The sequence below is a fragment of the Roseivivax marinus genome (genome assembly GCF_900109705.1).
GTDB lineage: Bacteria > Pseudomonadota > Alphaproteobacteria > Rhodobacterales > Rhodobacteraceae > Roseivivax > Roseivivax marinus.
In genome coordinates this window covers 1-17,024 of record NZ_FOAI01000003.1, presented here as the reverse complement: position 1 = coordinate 17,024, position 17,024 = coordinate 1, and the positions used below count along the sequence as shown (strand labels likewise).

Below are 17,024 nucleotides of genomic sequence, written 5' to 3'. Positions count from 1 at the left end.
CCTGTTTCGGGCACCCTTGATTCCCGGGCACACGCGGTCGCTCGACCCATGCGCCCCCTCACATTCCGGAAGTCGTGCATGACGCAGTCCTGCCGTCCTGTCCTCTCCATCGGCCTGCCCGTCTGCAACGGCGCGCAGTACCTGAGAGAGGCCATCGACTCGATCCTCTCCCAGACCTGGGGCGACTTCGAGCTCATCATCAGCGACAACGCCTCGGAGGATGAGACCGCCGATATCTGCGCCGCATACGCCGAGCAGGATCCTCGCGTCAGGTTGATCCGTCAGCCGCGCAACCTCGGCGCGGCTCCGAACTACAACCTGCTCGTCGACGAGGCTCGCGGCCGCTACTTCAAGTGGGCGGCCCATGACGACAACCTGCGGCCGCGCTTCCTCGAGGCGTGCATCGACGCCCTCGAGGCGAACCCGCAGGCGGTTCTCGCCTACCCGCGCACCGACGTCATCGACGGTGCCGGCCGCGTCATCGGGCCCTTCGACGACGGTCTCGATCTACGCGGAGAGACCGCCGAGGATCGTCTCGTCGCCTATCTTCGGCGCAACTTCATGCGTCAGCGCGGCCTCTGCAATCCGATCTTCGGGGTCATCCGGACCGACGAGTTGCGCCGCACCAGGCTGATCCAGGATTTCCTCGCCTCCGACCTCATCCTGCTGGCGCATCTGTCCTTGTTGGGACAGTTCGCGGAAATCCCGGAAACCTTGTTCGATCGCCGGGTGCATGCAGGCATCTCGACCGCCGCGCACACGTCCCACGCCGCGCGGCGGCGTTGGTTCAATGCCGGCGCGAAACGCGGCCACTGGCTCTCCGACAACGATCTGGCATTGAGGATGGTGCACATCCGCGACCTCTTCACCGCGATCTCGGAACTCGTGCCCGAGAGAGACGCGCGCAATCGGTGCCGCTGGGCCCTGGCGCGGCTTCTCGCGACGGATCCCAAGTGGCTTTACATCGATGTGAAATATTCTCTCGGTCTGCGCCCGAGCTGGCAGCAGAGCTCGCAGAGCATCGCGCGGGCGGGCGCACACTGACATGGGACGTCACGAAGCTCCTCCACGCCCGGCCTCGATCCTCGTCGCCATTGCAAGCTACGGGGCGTCGAACCGGCGGTATCTGGAACAGCTGATCGAGACCTATCGCGGGTTCTCGCAGCAGGTTTCCATCGTCGTTCTGTCAAACGAGCCGAAGGACCTCGGCGCCGATGTCGAGGTTCGCGTCGGATTGCCGAGTCCCGATCCGTGGTCTCTTCCCTTCGCGCACAAGGCGCTTTTCGCCGAGCGACAGGACGAGTTCGACTACTTCATCTACTCCGAGAACGACACGCTGATCACGCAGGCGAATTTCGATGCCTTCGCCGAGGTCGAGGAGACCTTGCCCGACCACTGCATCGCGGGCTTCCTGCGTCACGAGATCGGCCCGGACGGCGCCTTGCACTACTCGACCGTTCACGGGTCCTACCATTGGGAACCCGCGACCGTGCAGGTCATCAAGGGCGAGGTGTTCGCCAACTACTCCAACGAGCACTCCGCGGCCTTCATCCTGAGCCGGCGGAAGCTGAAGCACTGCATCGCCTCGGGCGGGTTCCTGCGGGATCCGCATGTCGGGCGCTACGACATGCTTTGTTCGGCCGCCACCGATCCTTACACCGGATGTGGCCTGCAAAGGCTGATCTGCGTCTCCCGGATCGAAGAGTTCAGCCTGCACCACATGCCGGACAAGTATGTGGGGAGGATCGGCGTGCCGAAAGCCGAGATCGACCTCCAACTCGCCGCGATCTGCCGGCACGCCCGCGCCGGTGTGCCGCTTGCCGAACTCCTTCGCCCCGAACGGCGCGTGCCGTCGACCGCGCGATACGACCGCTGCTACTATAGCGCGCCGCTTCCGAGCGCCGTCGCTGCCATGCCCGCGACGCCCGCGCGGATACTGTCGGTCGGCTGCGACCAGGGACAGACCGAAGGCAACCTCGTGGAGCGCGGCCACGCGGTCGATGCCATTCCCCTCGATCCGGTGATCGCCGCCTCGTCAGAACTGCGCGGCGTCACCACGCTGCCCATCGACGCGGACGATCCGTTGGGGCGCATTGAACCGGGCGCCTATGGCAGCGTCCTGATGAACTTCTACCTGCCGTTCGTGGCCGACCCGGTGGCCGCCCTGCGCGAAGCCGCGCGGGTGATCGAACCCGGTGGCCGCGTCGTCCTGAGCTTCTGGAACTGGCAATCTCTGCGCGAGACCGTCCACCGCAGACGTGAACGACGTTCCTTTCCGGACCGTGCCGACGCGGGCGATTTCGCGCGGAGCGGCATTCACCGGACCGATCCGGCCACGGTGCGGCGCTGGATGCAGCAGGCCGGGTTCCGGCTCGACCACATCACCTACGACGTCCCGTCGGGCAAGGAATGGCTCTCGCGCCTCACCCTGGGTGCCGCGGACCGTTGGCTGGCCCCGACCGCAACCGCCGTGTCGGCCCCGATCGGAACACCGCAGGGATGACCGGCGGACTCCATACCGGCGATGGATCCGTTGCTTCTTTGCGGTGTGGACGGCTGTCGGTCCTGCTCGCCTGCGCGCTTGTGGCGTGCGGCGTCTCACCTTCCGGAGCGACCCGCATCGGCCCGATAATCGAGGGCCGCGCGGAGCTGCTCGACGCGCTGTCGTCCGCCAGTGGCGGCGAGACGCTGGTGCTGGCGAACGGCCGCTACGGCGACCTCGACGTGGACAACCGCAGCTTCGGCAGCGAGGTCACCATCGTCGCCCAGAACCGCCTCGGCGCGAAGTTCGACTCCGTCTCGGTGAGCAACTCCGACAACGTCCGCATCGACGGTGTCCACGTGGACAACCCCTCGAACGGCAGCGGGGCCTCCTACGTCGTCGGCGTGACCGACGGCAGCACCAACGTGTCCTTCGTGAACTCCGAGGTGAACGGCCCCGTCGACGGGAACTACAGCGGTCACTACGGCCTCTACAGCTCGGACGACGCGCGCGACATCACCTTCGCGAACAACTACGTGCACGACGTCAAGAACGGCGGCACCTTCATCAACACCTTCGATCTCACCGTGTCGGGCAACACGATCGACTACATCGGCAACGACAGCTTCAAGTTCCTCAGCATCGACGGCGCGCTGATCGAGGACAACATCGGCGCGAGCCACGTTTACCCGAGCGACGGCGCTCATCTCGACTTCATCCAGTTCCAGGGCTCGGATTCCCGCGACATCACCATTCGGGGCAACGTCTACCTGCCCGAGACCGCGTCGAACGTTCAGGGCATCTTCATGGACGATGCGCACTACACCAACGTGCTCATCGAGGAGAACATCATCGTCACGGGCATGATCCGCGGCATCTCCGTGACCAGCGGCACCAACGTGGTCGCCCGCAACAACACCGTGCTCGACATCCCCGGTACCGGCAGCAAGGCGACCTTCGTGATGGTCCCCGACGGCCAGAGCTACGGCAACATCCAGAGCGCCTATCCCGGCCACGCTCTCGGTGAAGTGGGCGGCAACCTCGTGGTGCAGAACGCGGACCCGAACGGCGCCTGGCATTACGACGATCTCTTCGCCAACGCCGACGAGGGCCTTGGCGTGACGCTCGAGGGCCTGGCCCCCGTCGCCGGCAGCGAAGCCGAGAACTACGGCGCATACGACCGGCTGATGGAGTTGCTCGCACGCGAAAATGGTGGTGCAACGCGATGAGGATCGCCTTCATCGCGCTCTGGTCGCCAACGAACGCGAAGTACTGGAGCGGTACGCCGCACCACAGCTACCACGCTATCCGCGCGGCCCATCCGGACACGGTCCTGATCGACACTCCGATCCTCGACGCCGTTCTTTTCCACGCGGGAAAGGTATCGCGCCGCCTGGGCCTGGATCTGCTGCGCGAACCTTCGATCCTGGGATTGTACCGCTACCGCGTGTCTCGGCTGCTCGCCCGGGCGGCGCCGGACGTGGTGGTGTCGGTCGGTGCGAGCCACAAGCTGTGCGATCTTCCCGAGACGGTCCCCGTCGTCCACGCTGCCGATGCGCTCTTCGCCACGATCGTGGGCTACTACCAGGGCATGTCCGGGCTGAGCGAACGCTCGCGCAAGCGAGGCGATGCCGTGCAGCGCCGGTTCCTCGAAAAAGTGGCCTCGCTCTGCCTGACGTCCCGATGGGCGATGGACTCCGCCGAGCATCACTACCCGCTCGCTCACTGTCGCAAGAAGGTGGTCCCGCTCGGCGCGAACGTCCACGTCGGCGATGCACCGACATCAGGCCCGGAACGCCGCAAAGGCGTGGCGGCACCGTCTTTTCTCTTTATCGGGGGAGATTGGGAGCGGAAAGGCGGCCCCCTCCTGCTTGACGCCTTCATGCGGCTGCGCCGGAGATACCCGGAGGCCACGCTGCACATCGTCGGGTGCCGGCCGCCGCTTCACGGACCCGGTGACGGCATCACCGTGCACGGCCATCTCGACAAATCCGACCCCGCCGACGCCGCCCGGCTCGATGCGCTGTTCCGCTCGGCCTCGTTCCTCTTCGTGCCCTCCCGGCAGGAAGCGTTCGGGCTGGTCTACTGCGAGGCCTGCGCGCACGGCCTGCCGTCTATCGCCACGGCCACGGGGGGCGTGCCGTCGATCCTGACGGACGGGCGCGACAGTCTGCTGTTCGCCCCGGAAGCGGCGGCAGAGGACTTTGTCGCCGGCATCGACGCCCTTTGGCGCGACGAGGCGCGCTATCTCGGTATGTGCGCCGCCGCGAGGGAGACGTTCCTGAACCGGCTGAGCTGGTCGGCCTGGGCGAACGCCATCCGGGAGGAAGCGGAGGCCCTGGTGCAAGCGCGGGACGTTGCCGGGGACCGGAAGACAGCCGGCCGGCGCGTGCCCCGCGAGGAGCCGCAGGCGCTTGCCGTGGATGCCTCGTCCCCGACAGGCTGAGGCAGCATACGTTGACGCGCGCGGGCCCATTCGCCTCGAACGCAAGGCGCTCGGCGCCGGGGAAGGGCGAAACCGCGCACCGTCACTCCGCGCGCACGGGATCGAGCGTCAGGCTGAACGGCGCGGCGAAGGCGGTTCCGTGGATTTCCCCCGTTCCGGTGGCGCCTTCCGGTGTTCCGACGGGCCGCAGAACGATCACTGCGCGCCCTTGTTCTGGCAGCGCGAAATCCAGAACCTCGACAGCGACCGAGCCCGGGACACGCCCGGGCGAGGGATAGGTGGAGCGGGCGATGAGGGTGGCGTTCCGGCTAATCTCCTCCACCTCCCAGAAGACAGGCCCGGCCGGAAGCTGGACCTGCACCGCCACGCCCGAGGCGATCGGCTGGACGGTGCCGTCATGGGCCTGCGTGAAGACCACCGGCCGCGCATCCTGCGCGGGCGCGGTCCCGGCGATGCCGAGCCCGAGGGCAAGGATCGCGAGCGCTTTCAACCTATCCGCCATGCGCGCCTCCATGACCGGCGACCGGTCCGAAGCCCGTCGGAAGGTCGCCGTAGATAAGTACGTTGGCCATCATCCCGTTATCCTCGTGCGGCAGGATGTGGCAGTGATAGACCGTCAGGCCGGTCACGTCGGGCCGGAAGTAGATGCGGATCTTCGCGGTTCCGAGCGGCGGCAGCGCGAAGGTGTCCCACCAGCTGTCGTCGCCCGTCGGCTCCCCGTTTATCTCGATCACCTGGAACGGATTCACATGGATGTGGAACGGGTGCTGGAAGACGTCATCGTTCACCAGGAGCCACTCTTCGGTCGTCCCGGCCAGCACCGTCTGGTCGATCCGGCTGGCGCTGAAGGGCTTGCCGTCGAGGTAGAACCGCACCGGGATGCTTGCAATGTTGCCCTCGAACGTGACCGTCCGGGTGTTCACCACCGTGCGTGCGTCTTCCGGTATCTCGGGCGGGTCCACCAGCTTGCCAGGCAGCGGGCCGTCCATCGGCGCGCCCGCGCTCACCACCGTGCCGAGCACTTTCTCCGGGCGCGGCCCGCCCGGATGCCCCTGGTCATAAGCCAGCGCACGGAAGGCGTAGCGCCCGGGCGGCCCGCCCTTTACGATGAACTCGGCCCGCTGGCCCGGTGCGAGAAGAATGCTGTCCTTTTCGCGCGCCTGCGCGAACGGAACGCCGTCCTGCGAGATCTGCCACAGCGCGTGACCATCGAGTCTGAGATGGAAGAACCGGTGCGGTCCCGCCGCCAGCACGCGCCAGCGCTGTGTCTCTCCGGGGTGGATGTCGATCTCGGGCTGCAGGACACCGTTGATCGGAAAGAGGATGTCCATCGGCATCGCGGGCACCGAGGTGAACGGCACCGGGCCGACCGTGGGTACGATCACCGCGCTCGGCACCTGCCTGGCCTCGTTCAGCAGCATCTCGTTCAGTACCATCACGCGTTCGCGCGCCGCGGCCACTTCGGGCACCTCGTCGATGTCGCCTTCCACGACGATCGGGCCGGCAAGGCCTTGCCAGCCCTGGTGCGAGGTCGAGCCGTGCTTGTGCGGGTGATACCAGTAAAGTCCGGGCGGCTGGGGCCGCCCGCTGTCCGGACCGGGAATGTCGTAAGTGTAGTCGAGCGACTCACCGGGTTTCACGACTGCATAGACGTTGTCGGTTCCCTCACCGGGCGACACCTGAAGACCGTGCGTGTGGATGTTGGTGTAATTCAGCGCCTCCTGCGCGGCGGTCGGTCCGCCGTTCTGAAACGGCGGCAGGCCCGCGGGCTCCATGTCGTTGAGTCACCGACGCCCACCAACGCGCAGACCGATCCACTCTTCGGCCAGCTGTTCAGTGTCGGCTACGACTTCTGCCCGCAGCTCTGGGCCGAAGCCAACGGCGCGCTCATCGCGGTCCAGTCGAACCCCGCGCTCGTCTCTCGCCTTGGCACGATCTACGGCGGCGATGGCCGCACGGCCTTTGCCCAGCCCGACCTGTGGGGCCGCACGGTCGTCGGGGCTGGAGCGTCTCCGACCCTCCCCGCAGTTCGGCACGGCGATGTTGGCGGATCGGTGTCGCGGGTCGTTCCCACCGCGGGCCGGCCGCGGCACAGCCATGGCCTGATGGCGTCCGAAGACAATGCTGCAACGAGCGAGCCCGCCGGCGGGCCGAGGACATCGACGGCATTCTCCTCGCTATCTTCAACGATGCAACGGCTACGCTGACCTAGACGGGTATCGACATCTCCGCGCAGACGGGCCTTCAGTTCTGCGGTTTCTTCAGCGGGGCCGACAGCGGCGACGTGAACATCGACAGGAACACCGGCTGCTTCCGGTCCGAGGCAGGCGACGACATGCGCATCGACGGCCGCGCGCGGCAGACCGTTCTCGACGTGCAAAGCGACGTGTCTTCCGCGAAGCGCCCGAAGCCTGTGCTACGAGACCGGGCACCGCTCGGCGTCAGGCAGTCAGTCGCGGCTCTGCGTCTGCCGGCGACAGCAGCCGTCCCGGGATGTCCGAGAGGTCTCGGAAGGCCGCGATTTCGCGCACCGGGGGGCCGTAGGCCGCCGGGTTCGGCAGCACGGCGCGGAGAGAGCGTCGCGCGGAGAAGTCCAGCCCCGCAAGCGCCTGCGGGCCGGGATACATGGACTCGCTCACCACACCCTCGGCACGGACGAGATGATGGCGCGGCAGCAGGAGATGGATGTACTCGACCTGCTTGCGTCCCTCGGCGACCCGTGCCCCGCGCCAGCCCGCCTTGACCATGTGCGTCGCGCGCACGAGGCGGTCTTCCACCAGCATCGCATGCTGCGGCGACACCAGCAGATCGCGGGCCGCGCCGGTCAGATGCGGGCGCAGGCGCACCGGGCGCAGGTGCGGCTCGGCTTCGAGACGTTCCGCGTCGAGGCTGGTGCGGCCCATCCAGAGGACGGGCTGAGCACCCGCGTCCTCGGTCATGACGAGGTCGCCGGGGCGGAGCGTCTCGATCAGGACCTCGCCCGACGGCGTCAGGATGCGGGTCCCGGCGGTGAAGCAGACGACACCGGTGCTTTCGGTGGTGAAGGCGGTGCGATCGGCCCCCTGGACGATGAGCGCATCGCCCGCGCCGAAGCGGGCGTTGTCGGAATAATCGACGAGGCCGCCATTCTCGAGGCTGTTGGACTGGTTCAGCAGCCCGTCATCCTCGAAGTCGGCGCGCAGTTCCACCAGCGAGTCGTAGAAGGCCGCCAGCTCGATGCGGTCGTTGTTGGTGGTGTCGCCGTCGCGGATCGTGCCGGTGTTGCCAGCGCCGAAATCGGTGATCGTGTCGACCCCGTCGCCGGGCTGGTAGGTGAAGACGTCGTCTCCGTCCCCGCCGGTGAGGACGTCGTCACCCGCACCGCCGCCGAGGCTGTCATTCCCCGCTCCGCCGGTCACGAGGTCGTCTCTGTCGCCACCCGAAAGGCTGTCATTGCCGGCATCGCCCGAGATCGTGTCGGCGCCGGAGCCACCGAGAATGGTGTCATCGCCGCCGTTGCCCGCCAGGCTCATGTCGGCCGGCGACAGGGTCGCGTCGATGCTGTCGGCGTTCTGCGAGCCGTCGACGGCCTCCACCTCGTAGAACTGGCCGGTGGCCGCCCCGAAGGTGTAGGTGCCGTATTCCCAGCCACCGAAGGTGACGTCGGCCCCGCCGGCGCCAGCCGCCTCGAAGTCGAGCGTGTCGGTGTCCGGGGGCAACGGATCGCCATCTTCGCCGGCATAGACGAAGCCGGTGCCGTCGGTGTCATGGATGATGAACGTGTCCGAGCCGGAGTCGCCCCAGAGCGAGTCGATGCCGGTGCCGCCGGTCAGGGTGTCGTCGCCGGCCCCGCCGGTGATGCTGTCGTCGCCCGCGCCGCCGTCGACGTAGTCGTTCCCGGCCTCGCCATAGAGCGAGTCCTGTCCTGCCCCACCCACGAGGCTGTCCTGCCCGTCGCCACCGAGGAGGCTGTCGTTGCCGTCCTCGCCCACGAGAGTGTCGTTGCCCGCGCCACCGGTCAGCGTGTCGTTGCCGGTGCCGCCCGCCATGTAGTCCGGGGTCGCGTAGCCGAGCGCGTTGTCGTTGCCCCCGTGGCCGATGACGAGGCTCGGCACGCCGTCGTCGACGCCCTGGAGGCTGAGGTTGTCCGCGTCGTCGCCCTGCACGAGCCGATAGGTCGTGCCGTCGAATTGGAGGTATTCGACCGCGATCAGGTAGTCGGTCCCGTCGCGCCCGGCGACGGCGTCCACCACGATCAGCTGGCCGGAGGGTCCGCGCCCGAAGAGGTACTCCCCGACCGCCCCGGTGTAGACGGCCGTATCTGTCCCCGATCCGCCATCGATTGTGTCGTTCCCGGCACCACCGGTGACACTGTCGTTGCCTTCCTCGCCGGAGATATTGTCGTTGCCGGACCCGCCGTGGACGGTGTCGTCGTCGAGCCCCGCCCAGACCGTGTCGTTGCCCGCACCCGCGTCGATGTAATTGAATCCGGCGAGGCGGACATCTTGCTGGTCGTCGATGTAGTCGTTGCCGGACCCGCCATGAACGACGTCGTCGCCAGAGCCGTAGAGGATGTAGTCGTCGCCGCCGCCGCCATCGATGGTGTCGGCGCCGGTGCCGCCCATGAGGATGTCGCGCTCGGCGCCGCCCGAAAGGGAATCGTCGCCCGCGCCGCCGTCGATGAAATCGCCGCCGCCCCCGCCCGAGATCGTGTCGTTGCCGGCGCCCCCCTCGATGGCATCGACGCCAGTGGTGACCGCGTCACCGTCCGCGTCGGCATAGCCGAGCGAGATGCTGTCATTGCCCGTGGTGCCGTCCACAGCGGTTCCGAAATCGGCCTGCTCGCGGGTGGCGTTCATGTCGCCGGTGGCGGCGGCGACCGAGTCGAGCGAGACCATCAGGATCGGCTTGGCGGTCAGCGCGTCCTGGTCGGCGTTGGCGGTCAATTCAGGGGCGAGGAAGGTATTGCCGTCGGTGTCCTGAAAGACCGTCGCCGTGATCGTCGCAGTCGTGCCGTCGGCGTAGACGAGCGTGGCGTTGTAGGCCGCGACGCTGTCGAAATTGCGCGCCGGGCCGCCATCCACCGAGAACTGGTCGTAGCCGCCGCTGTTGTTGCTGTCGTAAAGCCCAAGGTCGCCGGTGGAGGTATCGACAGCGGACAGGCTCTGGATGCGGTCGAACAGAGGATCGTAGGCCGACCCGTGCAGTCCGAGGAGCGCAGAGGCGTTCTCGGCGGTGTCGTTGCCCTCGGTCGTATCGATCCGGGGCAGCAGACCGAGGGAGATGATGTCGAAGTCAGTAGAGCTGGCCAAGGTAAAGTCGGCTTTCACGTCGTGTTTTGTGACGCCATCGCGCCGCTATGAGGCGACATTTGGGTGGAAAGCGGGCCTTTGGTTGCCCTCCCCCGTTCCAGACGACCCACGCAGGTACTTTGCTCACATCTTGTACGACGGGTCGGGTAAAATTCCGTTGCCGCGATCAAACGAGACAATTTCAGCCGAGTTTCCGAGATCTTGCGACCGAAAGCTTTAGCACGATCTTGCCTGGGCGCGGGGCCGAGCGCAGTGCAAAGGTCATTCCGCTGCGTTGAGATCGGGTGGCGGCGCATCCGGCGCCTCAGCACGCGCGCGGATGCCTGGCGTCGCGCATGCGATGGGGCATGTGGTGATGCGGGGGTCAACCCTCGGCGCCCCCTCCGGGCAGCTCACGCCAGGAGGTGCGCCACGGTCAGGCCCGTTCGGCCGGACCGGCCATGCGATGATGGATACCGCGAGCGGAGGCGTGCGGCCGGCGATCACCTGTCGGCACCGCCTCCGCCCGCGGCAATCCCGGCGAGCGGCCACTTGCCCCTGCCCCGGACTACGGACGGGAGTGCGCGCCACGGGCCGCGTCGCCAGTCGCGAACCTCTGGCGGCGCAACTTGGTTCACCTGCCGGCTTTCGGGGCCGGCAGGCGCTGCGATCAGGACTTCTTGGCCGACTTGGCGGCCGCGGACGGGATCTCGACGTTGATCTCGAGGCTCGATATGTCGTTGCTCCGGTCCATGCGGACATCGACATCGTCCAGCCCGATATCGACGTATTTCCGCACCGCCTGCACGATGTCGCGCTGCAGGTCCTGCAGGTAGTCCGGCGAGTCCGACCCGCGCCCGCGCTCGTGGGCCAGCAGGATCTGAAGCCGGTCCTTGGCCGTCTGCGCCGTCTTGGGGCGCCGCGACTTGAGGGAGATACCGAACAGGCTCATGCCGACCGCCCGAACAGCCGCTGGAACAGGCCCGGACGGGTGTCACCAGGGGTGCGCATCTCCACCTCCTGCCCGGTGAGGCGGGCGACCGCGTCCTCGTAGGCCCGGGACGCGGCGGAGGGTTCGTCCAGCACGACCGGAGTGCCGACGTTGGAGGCCCGCAGCACGGCCTTGCTTTCCGGGATGATGCCCAGCAACGGCACCGCGAGGATCTCCAGCACGTCGTCCACGGTCATCATCTCGCCGCTGGCGATCCGGGCCTGGTCGTGGCGCGTCAGCAGAACCTGCGCCTTGATGGGCTCGGCGCCTTCGGTCTCGGCGCGTTTGGTCTGGCTGCTGAGAAGACCCAGCACCCGGTCGCTGTCGCGCACCGAGGACACCTCGGGGTTGGTCACGACCACCGCCTCGTCGGCGAAATACATCGCCAGCTGCGCGCCGCGCTCGATCCCGGCGGGGCTGTCGCAGATGATGTAGTCGAACTCTTCCTTGAGCTCGTTCAGCACCGCCTCGACGCCCTCCTTGGTCAGCGCGTCCTTGTCGCGGGTCTGCGAGGTGGGGAGGATCGACAGCGTATCCAGCCGCTTGTCGCGGATCAGCGCCTGCTTCAGCCGCGCGTCGCCCTGGATCACGTTGATGAAGTCGAACACCACGCGGCGCTCGCAGCCCATCGTCATGTCGAGGTTGCGCAGGCCGACGTCGAAATCGATCACGACGGTCTTGTGGCCCAGCTTGGCGAGCCCGGCCGAGATCGCCGCGGCCGAGGTCGTCTTGCCCACGCCCCCTTTGCCGGACGTGATCACGATGACCCGTCCGAGGGGCGGCTCTTCCTTCAGATGCGTCGTCATGCGATCGCCTCCATGAGTAATTTTTCGTCTTCGAGGTAAATCTGCGCGCAGCGATTGCGGGCCGCCGGATCGAGCGTCTCGTTCGTCTGGTAGAGGCCCGCGATCGCCACCAGCTCGGCGTCGAGCTTCTGGCAGAAGATTCGCGCCGTCTCGTCGCCCTTGGCGCCGGCCATGGCCCGTCCCCGCAGGGCGCCGTAGACGTGGATGCTGCCGCTGGCGACGACCTCGGCGCCGGACGCGACCGAGCCGACCACGGTCAGGTCGCCGCGTTCGGCCACCACCGTCTGACCCGACCGGATCGGCGTGGTGATCAGCTTGTTGTCCGGCGGCAGCAGCTTCTCGACACCGCGCTTGCGCCGTGCGCCGTCCTCCGGGGCAGGAGCGTCGCGACCGGCCGTGACCGGAATGAGACCCAGCGCCTCGAGGGCCGACTGGTCGACGGGGCCCGCGTTCTGCACGCCGAAGACCCGCAGCTTGCGTTCGCGGAGCGCGCGCGCGAGGTCGCGGATCTTCTCGGTCGTGGCGATGCCCGGCGCATTCGCGAAGTCCAGCACCACCGGCGCTTCTGCAAAGAATTGCGGCGTCTGCTGCAACTGCTCGTCGAGTGCCTCGAAGAAGGCCTCGTCGGGCGGGGCGCCCTCCAGCCGAAGGGCGAGCGCGGTCAGGAACCTGCCGCGGAACTGGAATGGCCTGACGGTTGCGGGCGCTTGCGCGCGCCGGTCCTGCGCGTGACGTGACGACACGGTGATGCTGTGCTCCTGCTCGTGTTCCGGGCGGTTCGGGCCGCCCCGTTTTCGCTCTGGCTAAAGCGTTGCGCCGCGAGTGCCACGGCGAATCTCGCGCGGGGCCCGATATCAGCGGGAAGCCGCTGTCGGCAATCCTCCACCGGAGGCGGCGTAGCGGCCTCGCGGCTGGTGGTCCGGAAAGCAGCGAGCAGGAACAGCGTCGCGGATCCGTCGCCGGCTCCGCCGGCCTGGAAAGCCCGTCGGTCGCGGCGTCCCCCGGCGATAAAATCCCGTCGCCCCGCACCATAACGGAGCGCAGCTACCTCGCCCTGAGGCCATGCGGGCGTGGGACTGGAGCTGCGCGATGGCGGAGGCTGTGTCTGCCGCCCTGTATTCCGACCAATTCCCATGTCGTAGCAAAAACAGACGCTTGCCCCGCACGATTGTCTTGTGTGTTCCAGCGCCGTCCGCCATATTCCTATCTAGAATGGGGGATAAATTGGCGGACGGGCAAACTCAACCATCGGTACGCAAGAGCGGGCAGCATCCCGAGAAGGCGCTTTCCGCCGCGTTCGTGCGGACAGTCAAAGACCCCGGCAAATACTTCGACGGGCACGGCCTCTTTCTCAAGGTCGACCCGAGCGGCGCGAAGCGATGGGTGCAGCGCATCGTCATTCGCGGCAAGCGCCGAGAAATTGGCCTTGGCCCGGTGTCCCTCCTGTCGCTCGCAGACGCGCGGACAGCCGCGCTGGACAACCGCAAGAGCGCGCGGAGCGGCGGCGATCCCTTGAGCGCCAAGCGCGCGGCCAACGCCGTTCTGAGCTTCGAGGAAGCCGCCCGAAAGGTGCACGAGATACACCGGCCCTCTTGGCGCAACCCGAAACACGCGGCGCAATTCCTCACAACGCTGGAAACCTATGTGTTCCCCCGCATGGGGCGCATCAGTGTGTCGGAGGTTTCGACGGCTGACGTTCTTGCCGTCCTGACGCCGATCTGGCTGAGCAAGCCCGAGACCGCCCGCCGCGTTCGCCAGCGCATCGCAACGGTGATGAAATGGGCGGTCGCGCAGGGCTGGCGGCAGGACAATCCCGCCGACACCATCAGCGCCGCACTGCCCCGTCAGGAGAAGGGACAGGAGCCGCGCAAGTCCCTGCCCTATGCCGACCTGCCCCGCTTCATGGCCGATCTGCGCGCGGCCAAGGCGGGCGACCTGACCAAACTGGCGCTTGAGCTGGTCATTCTTACCGCCTGCCGATCGGGCGAGGTCCGCCTAGCCCATTGGGATGAAATCGACCTGGACCGCGCCGAATGGACCATCCCGGCGGAACGCATGAAGGCGAAGAAGGCACACCGCATTCCGTTGTCCGACCGGGCAGTGGCGGTGCTGACCGAGGCGAAGGCGCTGGGTGCGCGGATGGGCGACACAAGCGGGCTGGTCTTTCCGGGCACCAAGGCGGGCAAGCCGATTTCAGACATGACGCTGACAAAGCTGGTCAAGGCGATGGGCTATGACGTGCACGTTCACGGCTTCCGCTCGACATTCAAGGTCTGGGCGCAGGAGCGGACGAACATGCCGCGCGAAGTCACCGAAGCGGCTCTCGCGCACACCATCCAGAACAAGGCGGAAGCGGCCTATGCGCGGTCGGACCTATTCGAAAAGCGCGTTAAGCTCATGCGCAGCTGGGAGGTGCAACTGGAGCTCCAGCCTTCTCGCGTTGCGCGGATCGGCTAATGTACACGCCCGAGGGTTACTATTCGTTCGATGACCTCTGTAAGTATGCGCCTAGCTGGACTGACACAATTTGCTTCCGAAAGAAGCTTTCCGCTGCACCGGGAAGCGAGACGCCGCACAGACGTGATATAATCAAGAGACTCGTATCAGACGGTTTTGCAGCAAGCTTTTCCGAAGCCGAATTTTGTCTTGAGATTTGCGACCTTTGGTTGGTTGCCAATATTCTTGATGTCTTTGAAGTCACGCTCTGTTCGAAGTCTGGTGTGCGCATGCGATGCCCCAAGCCGCTCACAGCCCACGGAGATGCTTTCGATTGGTGGTCTTGGCCTTTAGACAGCCAAAAATTCGGGCAAAGCGAGACACATTCGTACCTGCACTTTTATCGCGATGGGAATTTCCGTGCTAGAGATGCTTGGGCGAGGTTTCCCGCAATAGACGTCGACAGTGGTGTGATAGCACTCAAGGCGAATTCACGGAATTTGTTCACCGGAAGTTCTTACGGACATGGCGATGAAGAAATAGCCGAATTTTTCATTGAAAAGCACGCCCGCCCCTACCTCGGGTGGGGGATTTGCATCAGTCCTTATGAGCTACCTGAATTTGAAGAAGAGCTTTTCGGGGCGTTGGGGTTCTTCGCTTCCTCAGACGACGGATATAAGACGAGCCACACAAAACCCGCTTCGACCCATCAGGCAGTGATGTCGTGCGTCGAACAAGCATTCCCTGACGGTAAGGGTAAGGCGACATGGGCAGATGTTGAAGCCAAGGTCGGCTATTCCCGAAGGACTATTGTCCGAGCCCTCAGGCAGCGCGGCCTTTACGAGGATTGGACTGCACGTGGGCAGGCGGGCAAGCGCTAAACGCCCACCCCATGCCCAGCTGCCCATCTTTATCGCTGAAACAATCCCGTCAAATTACGTCATGTCCCGAGCCTGTGGACAGGCGTGGAAAAGTAACCCCGTAGCGGGGTGATCGGCTTCCAAACGGGACCCCCCTGATGCGGTGGTCCAACGTGTTCCCGAGAACAGTCGGGAGCCGTGTTCGGGATGCTGGTGGTGGAAACGATCGCAAAGATCCGTCGGGCATATTTCCAGGACAAGAAGCCGATCAAGCAGATCTGCCGTGAGCTGCGCGTGTCGCGGAACACGGTGCGCAGGGTGATCCGGTCCGGAGCGACGGAGTTCAGCTACGAGCGCAGCGTCCAGCCGCAACCGAAAATCGGGCCGTGGAAGGAGGAGCTCGACAGGATGCTGGCCGAGAACGCCCGCAAACCGAAGCGGGACCGGCTCACGCGCATCCGGCTCTTCGAGGAACTTCAGGCTCTTGGATACGAAGGCGGTTACGATGCCGTCCGGCGCTACGCCTCGTCATGGGCGAGGGCGGAGCGCGAGGCCTCGGCCGCCGCCTACGTGCCCTTGAGCTTCGATCCCGGCGAAGCCTACCGGTTCGAGTGGAGTCATGAGGTCGTCCTGATCGACGGTGTGACCACGACGGTGAAGGTCGCGCATGTCCGGCTCTGCTACAGCCGGATGCTGTTCGTGCGGGCCTATCCTCGCGAGACTCAGGAGATGGTGTTCGATGCCCACGACAAGGCGTTCGCCTTCTTCGGCGGCGCCTGCGCGCGGGGCATCTACGACAACATGAAGACGGCGGTGGACACGATCTTCGTCGGCCGGGATCGCGCCTACAATCGCCGCTTCCAGCAGATGTGCGGTCATTACCTCGTCGATCCGGTCGCCTGCACGCCCGCCTCGGGCTGGGAGAAGGGCCAGGTCGAGAACCAGGTCGGCGTCGTCCGCCGGCGGTTCTTCGTGCCGCGGCCGCAGTTCAAGAGTTACGCCGAGCTCAACGCGTGGCTCGAGGACCGCTGCGTCGCCTGGGCGAAGTCGCACCCCCATCCGGAGATGCGCGACCGGACGACCTGGGAGGTGTTCGAGGAGGAACAGCCGAGCCTCGTGCCCTATGCCGGGCGGTTCGATGGCTTCCACGCTGTTCCCGCCTCGGTCTCCAAGACCTGTCTCGTGCGGTTCGATAACAACCGATACTCGGTCGACGCCCGCGCCGTCGGCCGGGCTGTCGAGGTTCGTGCCTACGCCGAGCGCATCGAGATCTGGCAGGACGGCAAGATTGTCGGCGAGCACGCCCGCGCCTTCGGTCGCGGCAAGGATATCTTCGATCCGCTGCATTACGTGCCTGTGCTCGCCCGCAAGCCGGGCGCGCTGCGGAACGGCGCGCCGTTCAAGGACTGGGAATTGCCGGCGGCGATGCGGCGCGTGCAGCGCAAGCTCGGTCGGGAGCCGAACGGCGACCGCCAGATGGTCGAGATCTTGAGCTCGATCCTGACCGACGGCCCGGACGCGGTGGATGCGGCCTGCGCCGAGGCTCTGAGCGAGGGCGTCCATTCGTCTGCCGTCGTGCTGAACATCCTCGCCCGCCGCCGCGAGCCGGCGCCGCCATTGACCATCGCGACGCCGGATGCACTGCGCCTGAGCTGCGAGCCGGTCGCCGATTGCAGACGCTACGACAGCCTCAGGAGACCGGACCATGGAAAGATCGCAGGTGCTGGACGTGA

The 17,024-nt window shown here is 66.4% G+C and carries 14 protein-coding genes; 8 read left to right on the top strand and 6 right to left on the bottom strand.

All coding sequences use genetic code 11. The features are described 5' to 3' along the window. Nucleotides 1–78: 78 nt before the first annotated feature. Genes BMX29_RS04640 through BMX29_RS04625 form a run of 4 tightly spaced genes read left to right on the top strand, consistent with a single transcriptional unit; the run spans nucleotide 79 to nucleotide 4,928 of the window. A complete protein-coding gene (locus tag BMX29_RS04640; RefSeq protein ID WP_175471124.1) occupies nucleotides 79–1,044 on the top strand; it encodes a glycosyltransferase family 2 protein in 966 nt (321 codons plus the stop codon). A 1-nt stretch (nucleotide 1,045) separates the two neighbouring features. Continuing rightward, nucleotides 1,046–2,503: a class I SAM-dependent methyltransferase gene (locus BMX29_RS04635; protein WP_092810814.1), complete on the top strand. Its 1,458-nt coding sequence runs from the start codon at nucleotides 1,046–1,048 to the stop codon at nucleotides 2,501–2,503. Then, complete coding sequence (locus BMX29_RS04630) at nucleotides 2,500–3,711, top strand: right-handed parallel beta-helix repeat-containing protein (protein WP_175471123.1); 1,212 nt, start codon at nucleotides 2,500–2,502, stop codon at nucleotides 3,709–3,711. The genes BMX29_RS04635 and BMX29_RS04630 overlap by 4 nt, the downstream gene beginning before the upstream one ends. After that, on the top strand, nucleotides 3,708–4,928 hold the full coding sequence (locus BMX29_RS04625) for a glycosyltransferase family 4 protein (RefSeq protein WP_092810810.1): 1,221 nt from the start codon (nucleotides 3,708–3,710) through the stop codon (nucleotides 4,926–4,928). The genes BMX29_RS04630 and BMX29_RS04625 overlap by 4 nt, the downstream gene beginning before the upstream one ends. Nucleotides 4,929–5,010: 82 nt before the next feature. On the opposite strand, the gene BMX29_RS04620 is transcribed toward BMX29_RS04625, so the two are convergent. Together BMX29_RS04620 and BMX29_RS04615 are read right to left on the bottom strand one after the other, a co-directional pair. Beyond that, nucleotides 5,011–5,430 (bottom strand): hypothetical protein, encoded by a 420-nt coding sequence (locus BMX29_RS04620; protein WP_139196926.1) that lies wholly within the window; start codon nucleotides 5,428–5,430, stop codon nucleotides 5,011–5,013. Beyond that, nucleotides 5,420–6,703 carry a multicopper oxidase family protein gene (locus BMX29_RS04615; protein WP_092810805.1) on the bottom strand — a complete coding sequence of 428 codons (1,284 nt, stop codon included), beginning with the start codon at nucleotides 6,701–6,703 and terminating at the stop codon, nucleotides 5,420–5,422. Before BMX29_RS04615 ends, BMX29_RS04620 begins: the two co-directional genes overlap by 11 nt. Here BMX29_RS04615 and BMX29_RS19845 point away from each other — a divergent pair. Beyond that, on the top strand, nucleotides 6,617–7,135 hold the full coding sequence (locus BMX29_RS19845) for a phage tail protein (protein WP_425314271.1): 519 nt from the start codon (nucleotides 6,617–6,619) through the stop codon (nucleotides 7,133–7,135). The two genes, BMX29_RS04615 and BMX29_RS19845, sit on opposite strands and share 87 nt — an antisense overlap. 234 nt (nucleotides 7,136–7,369) lie before the next feature. Here BMX29_RS19845 and BMX29_RS19725 read toward each other — a convergent pair whose 3' ends face one another. From BMX29_RS19725 to minC, 4 genes are all read right to left on the bottom strand, one after another. Beyond that, entirely contained in the window at nucleotides 7,370–10,219 is a 2,850-nt protein-coding gene (locus BMX29_RS19725; protein ID WP_139196924.1) for a Hint domain-containing protein, read from the bottom strand. 649 nt (nucleotides 10,220–10,868) lie between these two features. After that, entirely contained in the window at nucleotides 10,869–11,150 is a 282-nt protein-coding gene (gene minE, locus BMX29_RS04600; RefSeq protein ID WP_175471120.1) for a cell division topological specificity factor MinE, read from the bottom strand. Next, the gene (gene minD, locus BMX29_RS04595; protein ID WP_043843636.1) at nucleotides 11,147–11,995 is read right to left on the bottom strand and encodes a septum site-determining protein MinD; all 849 of its coding nucleotides are present in this window, start codon (nucleotides 11,993–11,995) and stop codon (nucleotides 11,147–11,149) included. The genes minE and minD overlap by 4 nt, the downstream gene beginning before the upstream one ends. Then, nucleotides 11,992–12,738: a septum site-determining protein MinC gene (gene minC / locus BMX29_RS04590; RefSeq protein ID WP_092810801.1), complete on the bottom strand. Its 747-nt coding sequence runs from the start codon at nucleotides 12,736–12,738 to the stop codon at nucleotides 11,992–11,994. Before minC ends, minD begins: the two co-directional genes overlap by 4 nt. A 481-nt stretch (nucleotides 12,739–13,219) precedes the next feature. On the opposite strand from minC, the gene BMX29_RS04585 reads away from it, so the two are divergent. The 3 genes from BMX29_RS04585 to istA form a co-directional block, all read left to right on the top strand. Next, on the top strand, nucleotides 13,220–14,452 hold the full coding sequence (locus BMX29_RS04585; RefSeq protein ID WP_244889143.1) for a tyrosine-type recombinase/integrase: 1,233 nt from the start codon (nucleotides 13,220–13,222) through the stop codon (nucleotides 14,450–14,452). Beyond that, complete coding sequence (locus BMX29_RS18760; protein ID WP_139196922.1) at nucleotides 14,452–15,312, top strand: hypothetical protein; 861 nt, start codon at nucleotides 14,452–14,454, stop codon at nucleotides 15,310–15,312. The genes BMX29_RS04585 and BMX29_RS18760 overlap by 1 nt, the downstream gene beginning before the upstream one ends. 186 nt (nucleotides 15,313–15,498) lie before the next feature. Then, nucleotides 15,499–17,024 (top strand): IS21 family transposase (istA, locus tag BMX29_RS04580; protein ID WP_092810798.1); only part of this gene is annotated, 1,526 nt, incomplete at its 3' end.

Coding starts and splice junctions, on each gene's coding strand:
- BMX29_RS18760 (WP_139196922.1), top strand. CDS start 14,452: ATGTACACGCCCGAGGGTTACTATTCGTTCGATGACCTCTGTAAGTAT.
- BMX29_RS04615 (WP_092810805.1), bottom strand. CDS start 6,703: ATGGAGCCCGCGGGCCTGCCGCCGTTTCAGAACGGCGGACCGACCGCC.
- minE (WP_175471120.1), bottom strand. CDS start 11,150: ATGAGCCTGTTCGGTATCTCCCTCAAGTCGCGGCGCCCCAAGACGGCG.
- minD (WP_043843636.1), bottom strand. CDS start 11,995: ATGACGACGCATCTGAAGGAAGAGCCGCCCCTCGGACGGGTCATCGTG.
- BMX29_RS04630 (WP_175471123.1), top strand. CDS start 2,500: ATGACCGGCGGACTCCATACCGGCGATGGATCCGTTGCTTCTTTGCGG.
- BMX29_RS04625 (WP_092810810.1), top strand. CDS start 3,708: ATGAGGATCGCCTTCATCGCGCTCTGGTCGCCAACGAACGCGAAGTAC.
- BMX29_RS04620 (WP_139196926.1), bottom strand. CDS start 5,430: ATGGCGGATAGGTTGAAAGCGCTCGCGATCCTTGCCCTCGGGCTCGGC.
- BMX29_RS04640 (WP_175471124.1), top strand. CDS start 79: ATGACGCAGTCCTGCCGTCCTGTCCTCTCCATCGGCCTGCCCGTCTGC.
- BMX29_RS04635 (WP_092810814.1), top strand. CDS start 1,046: ATGGGACGTCACGAAGCTCCTCCACGCCCGGCCTCGATCCTCGTCGCC.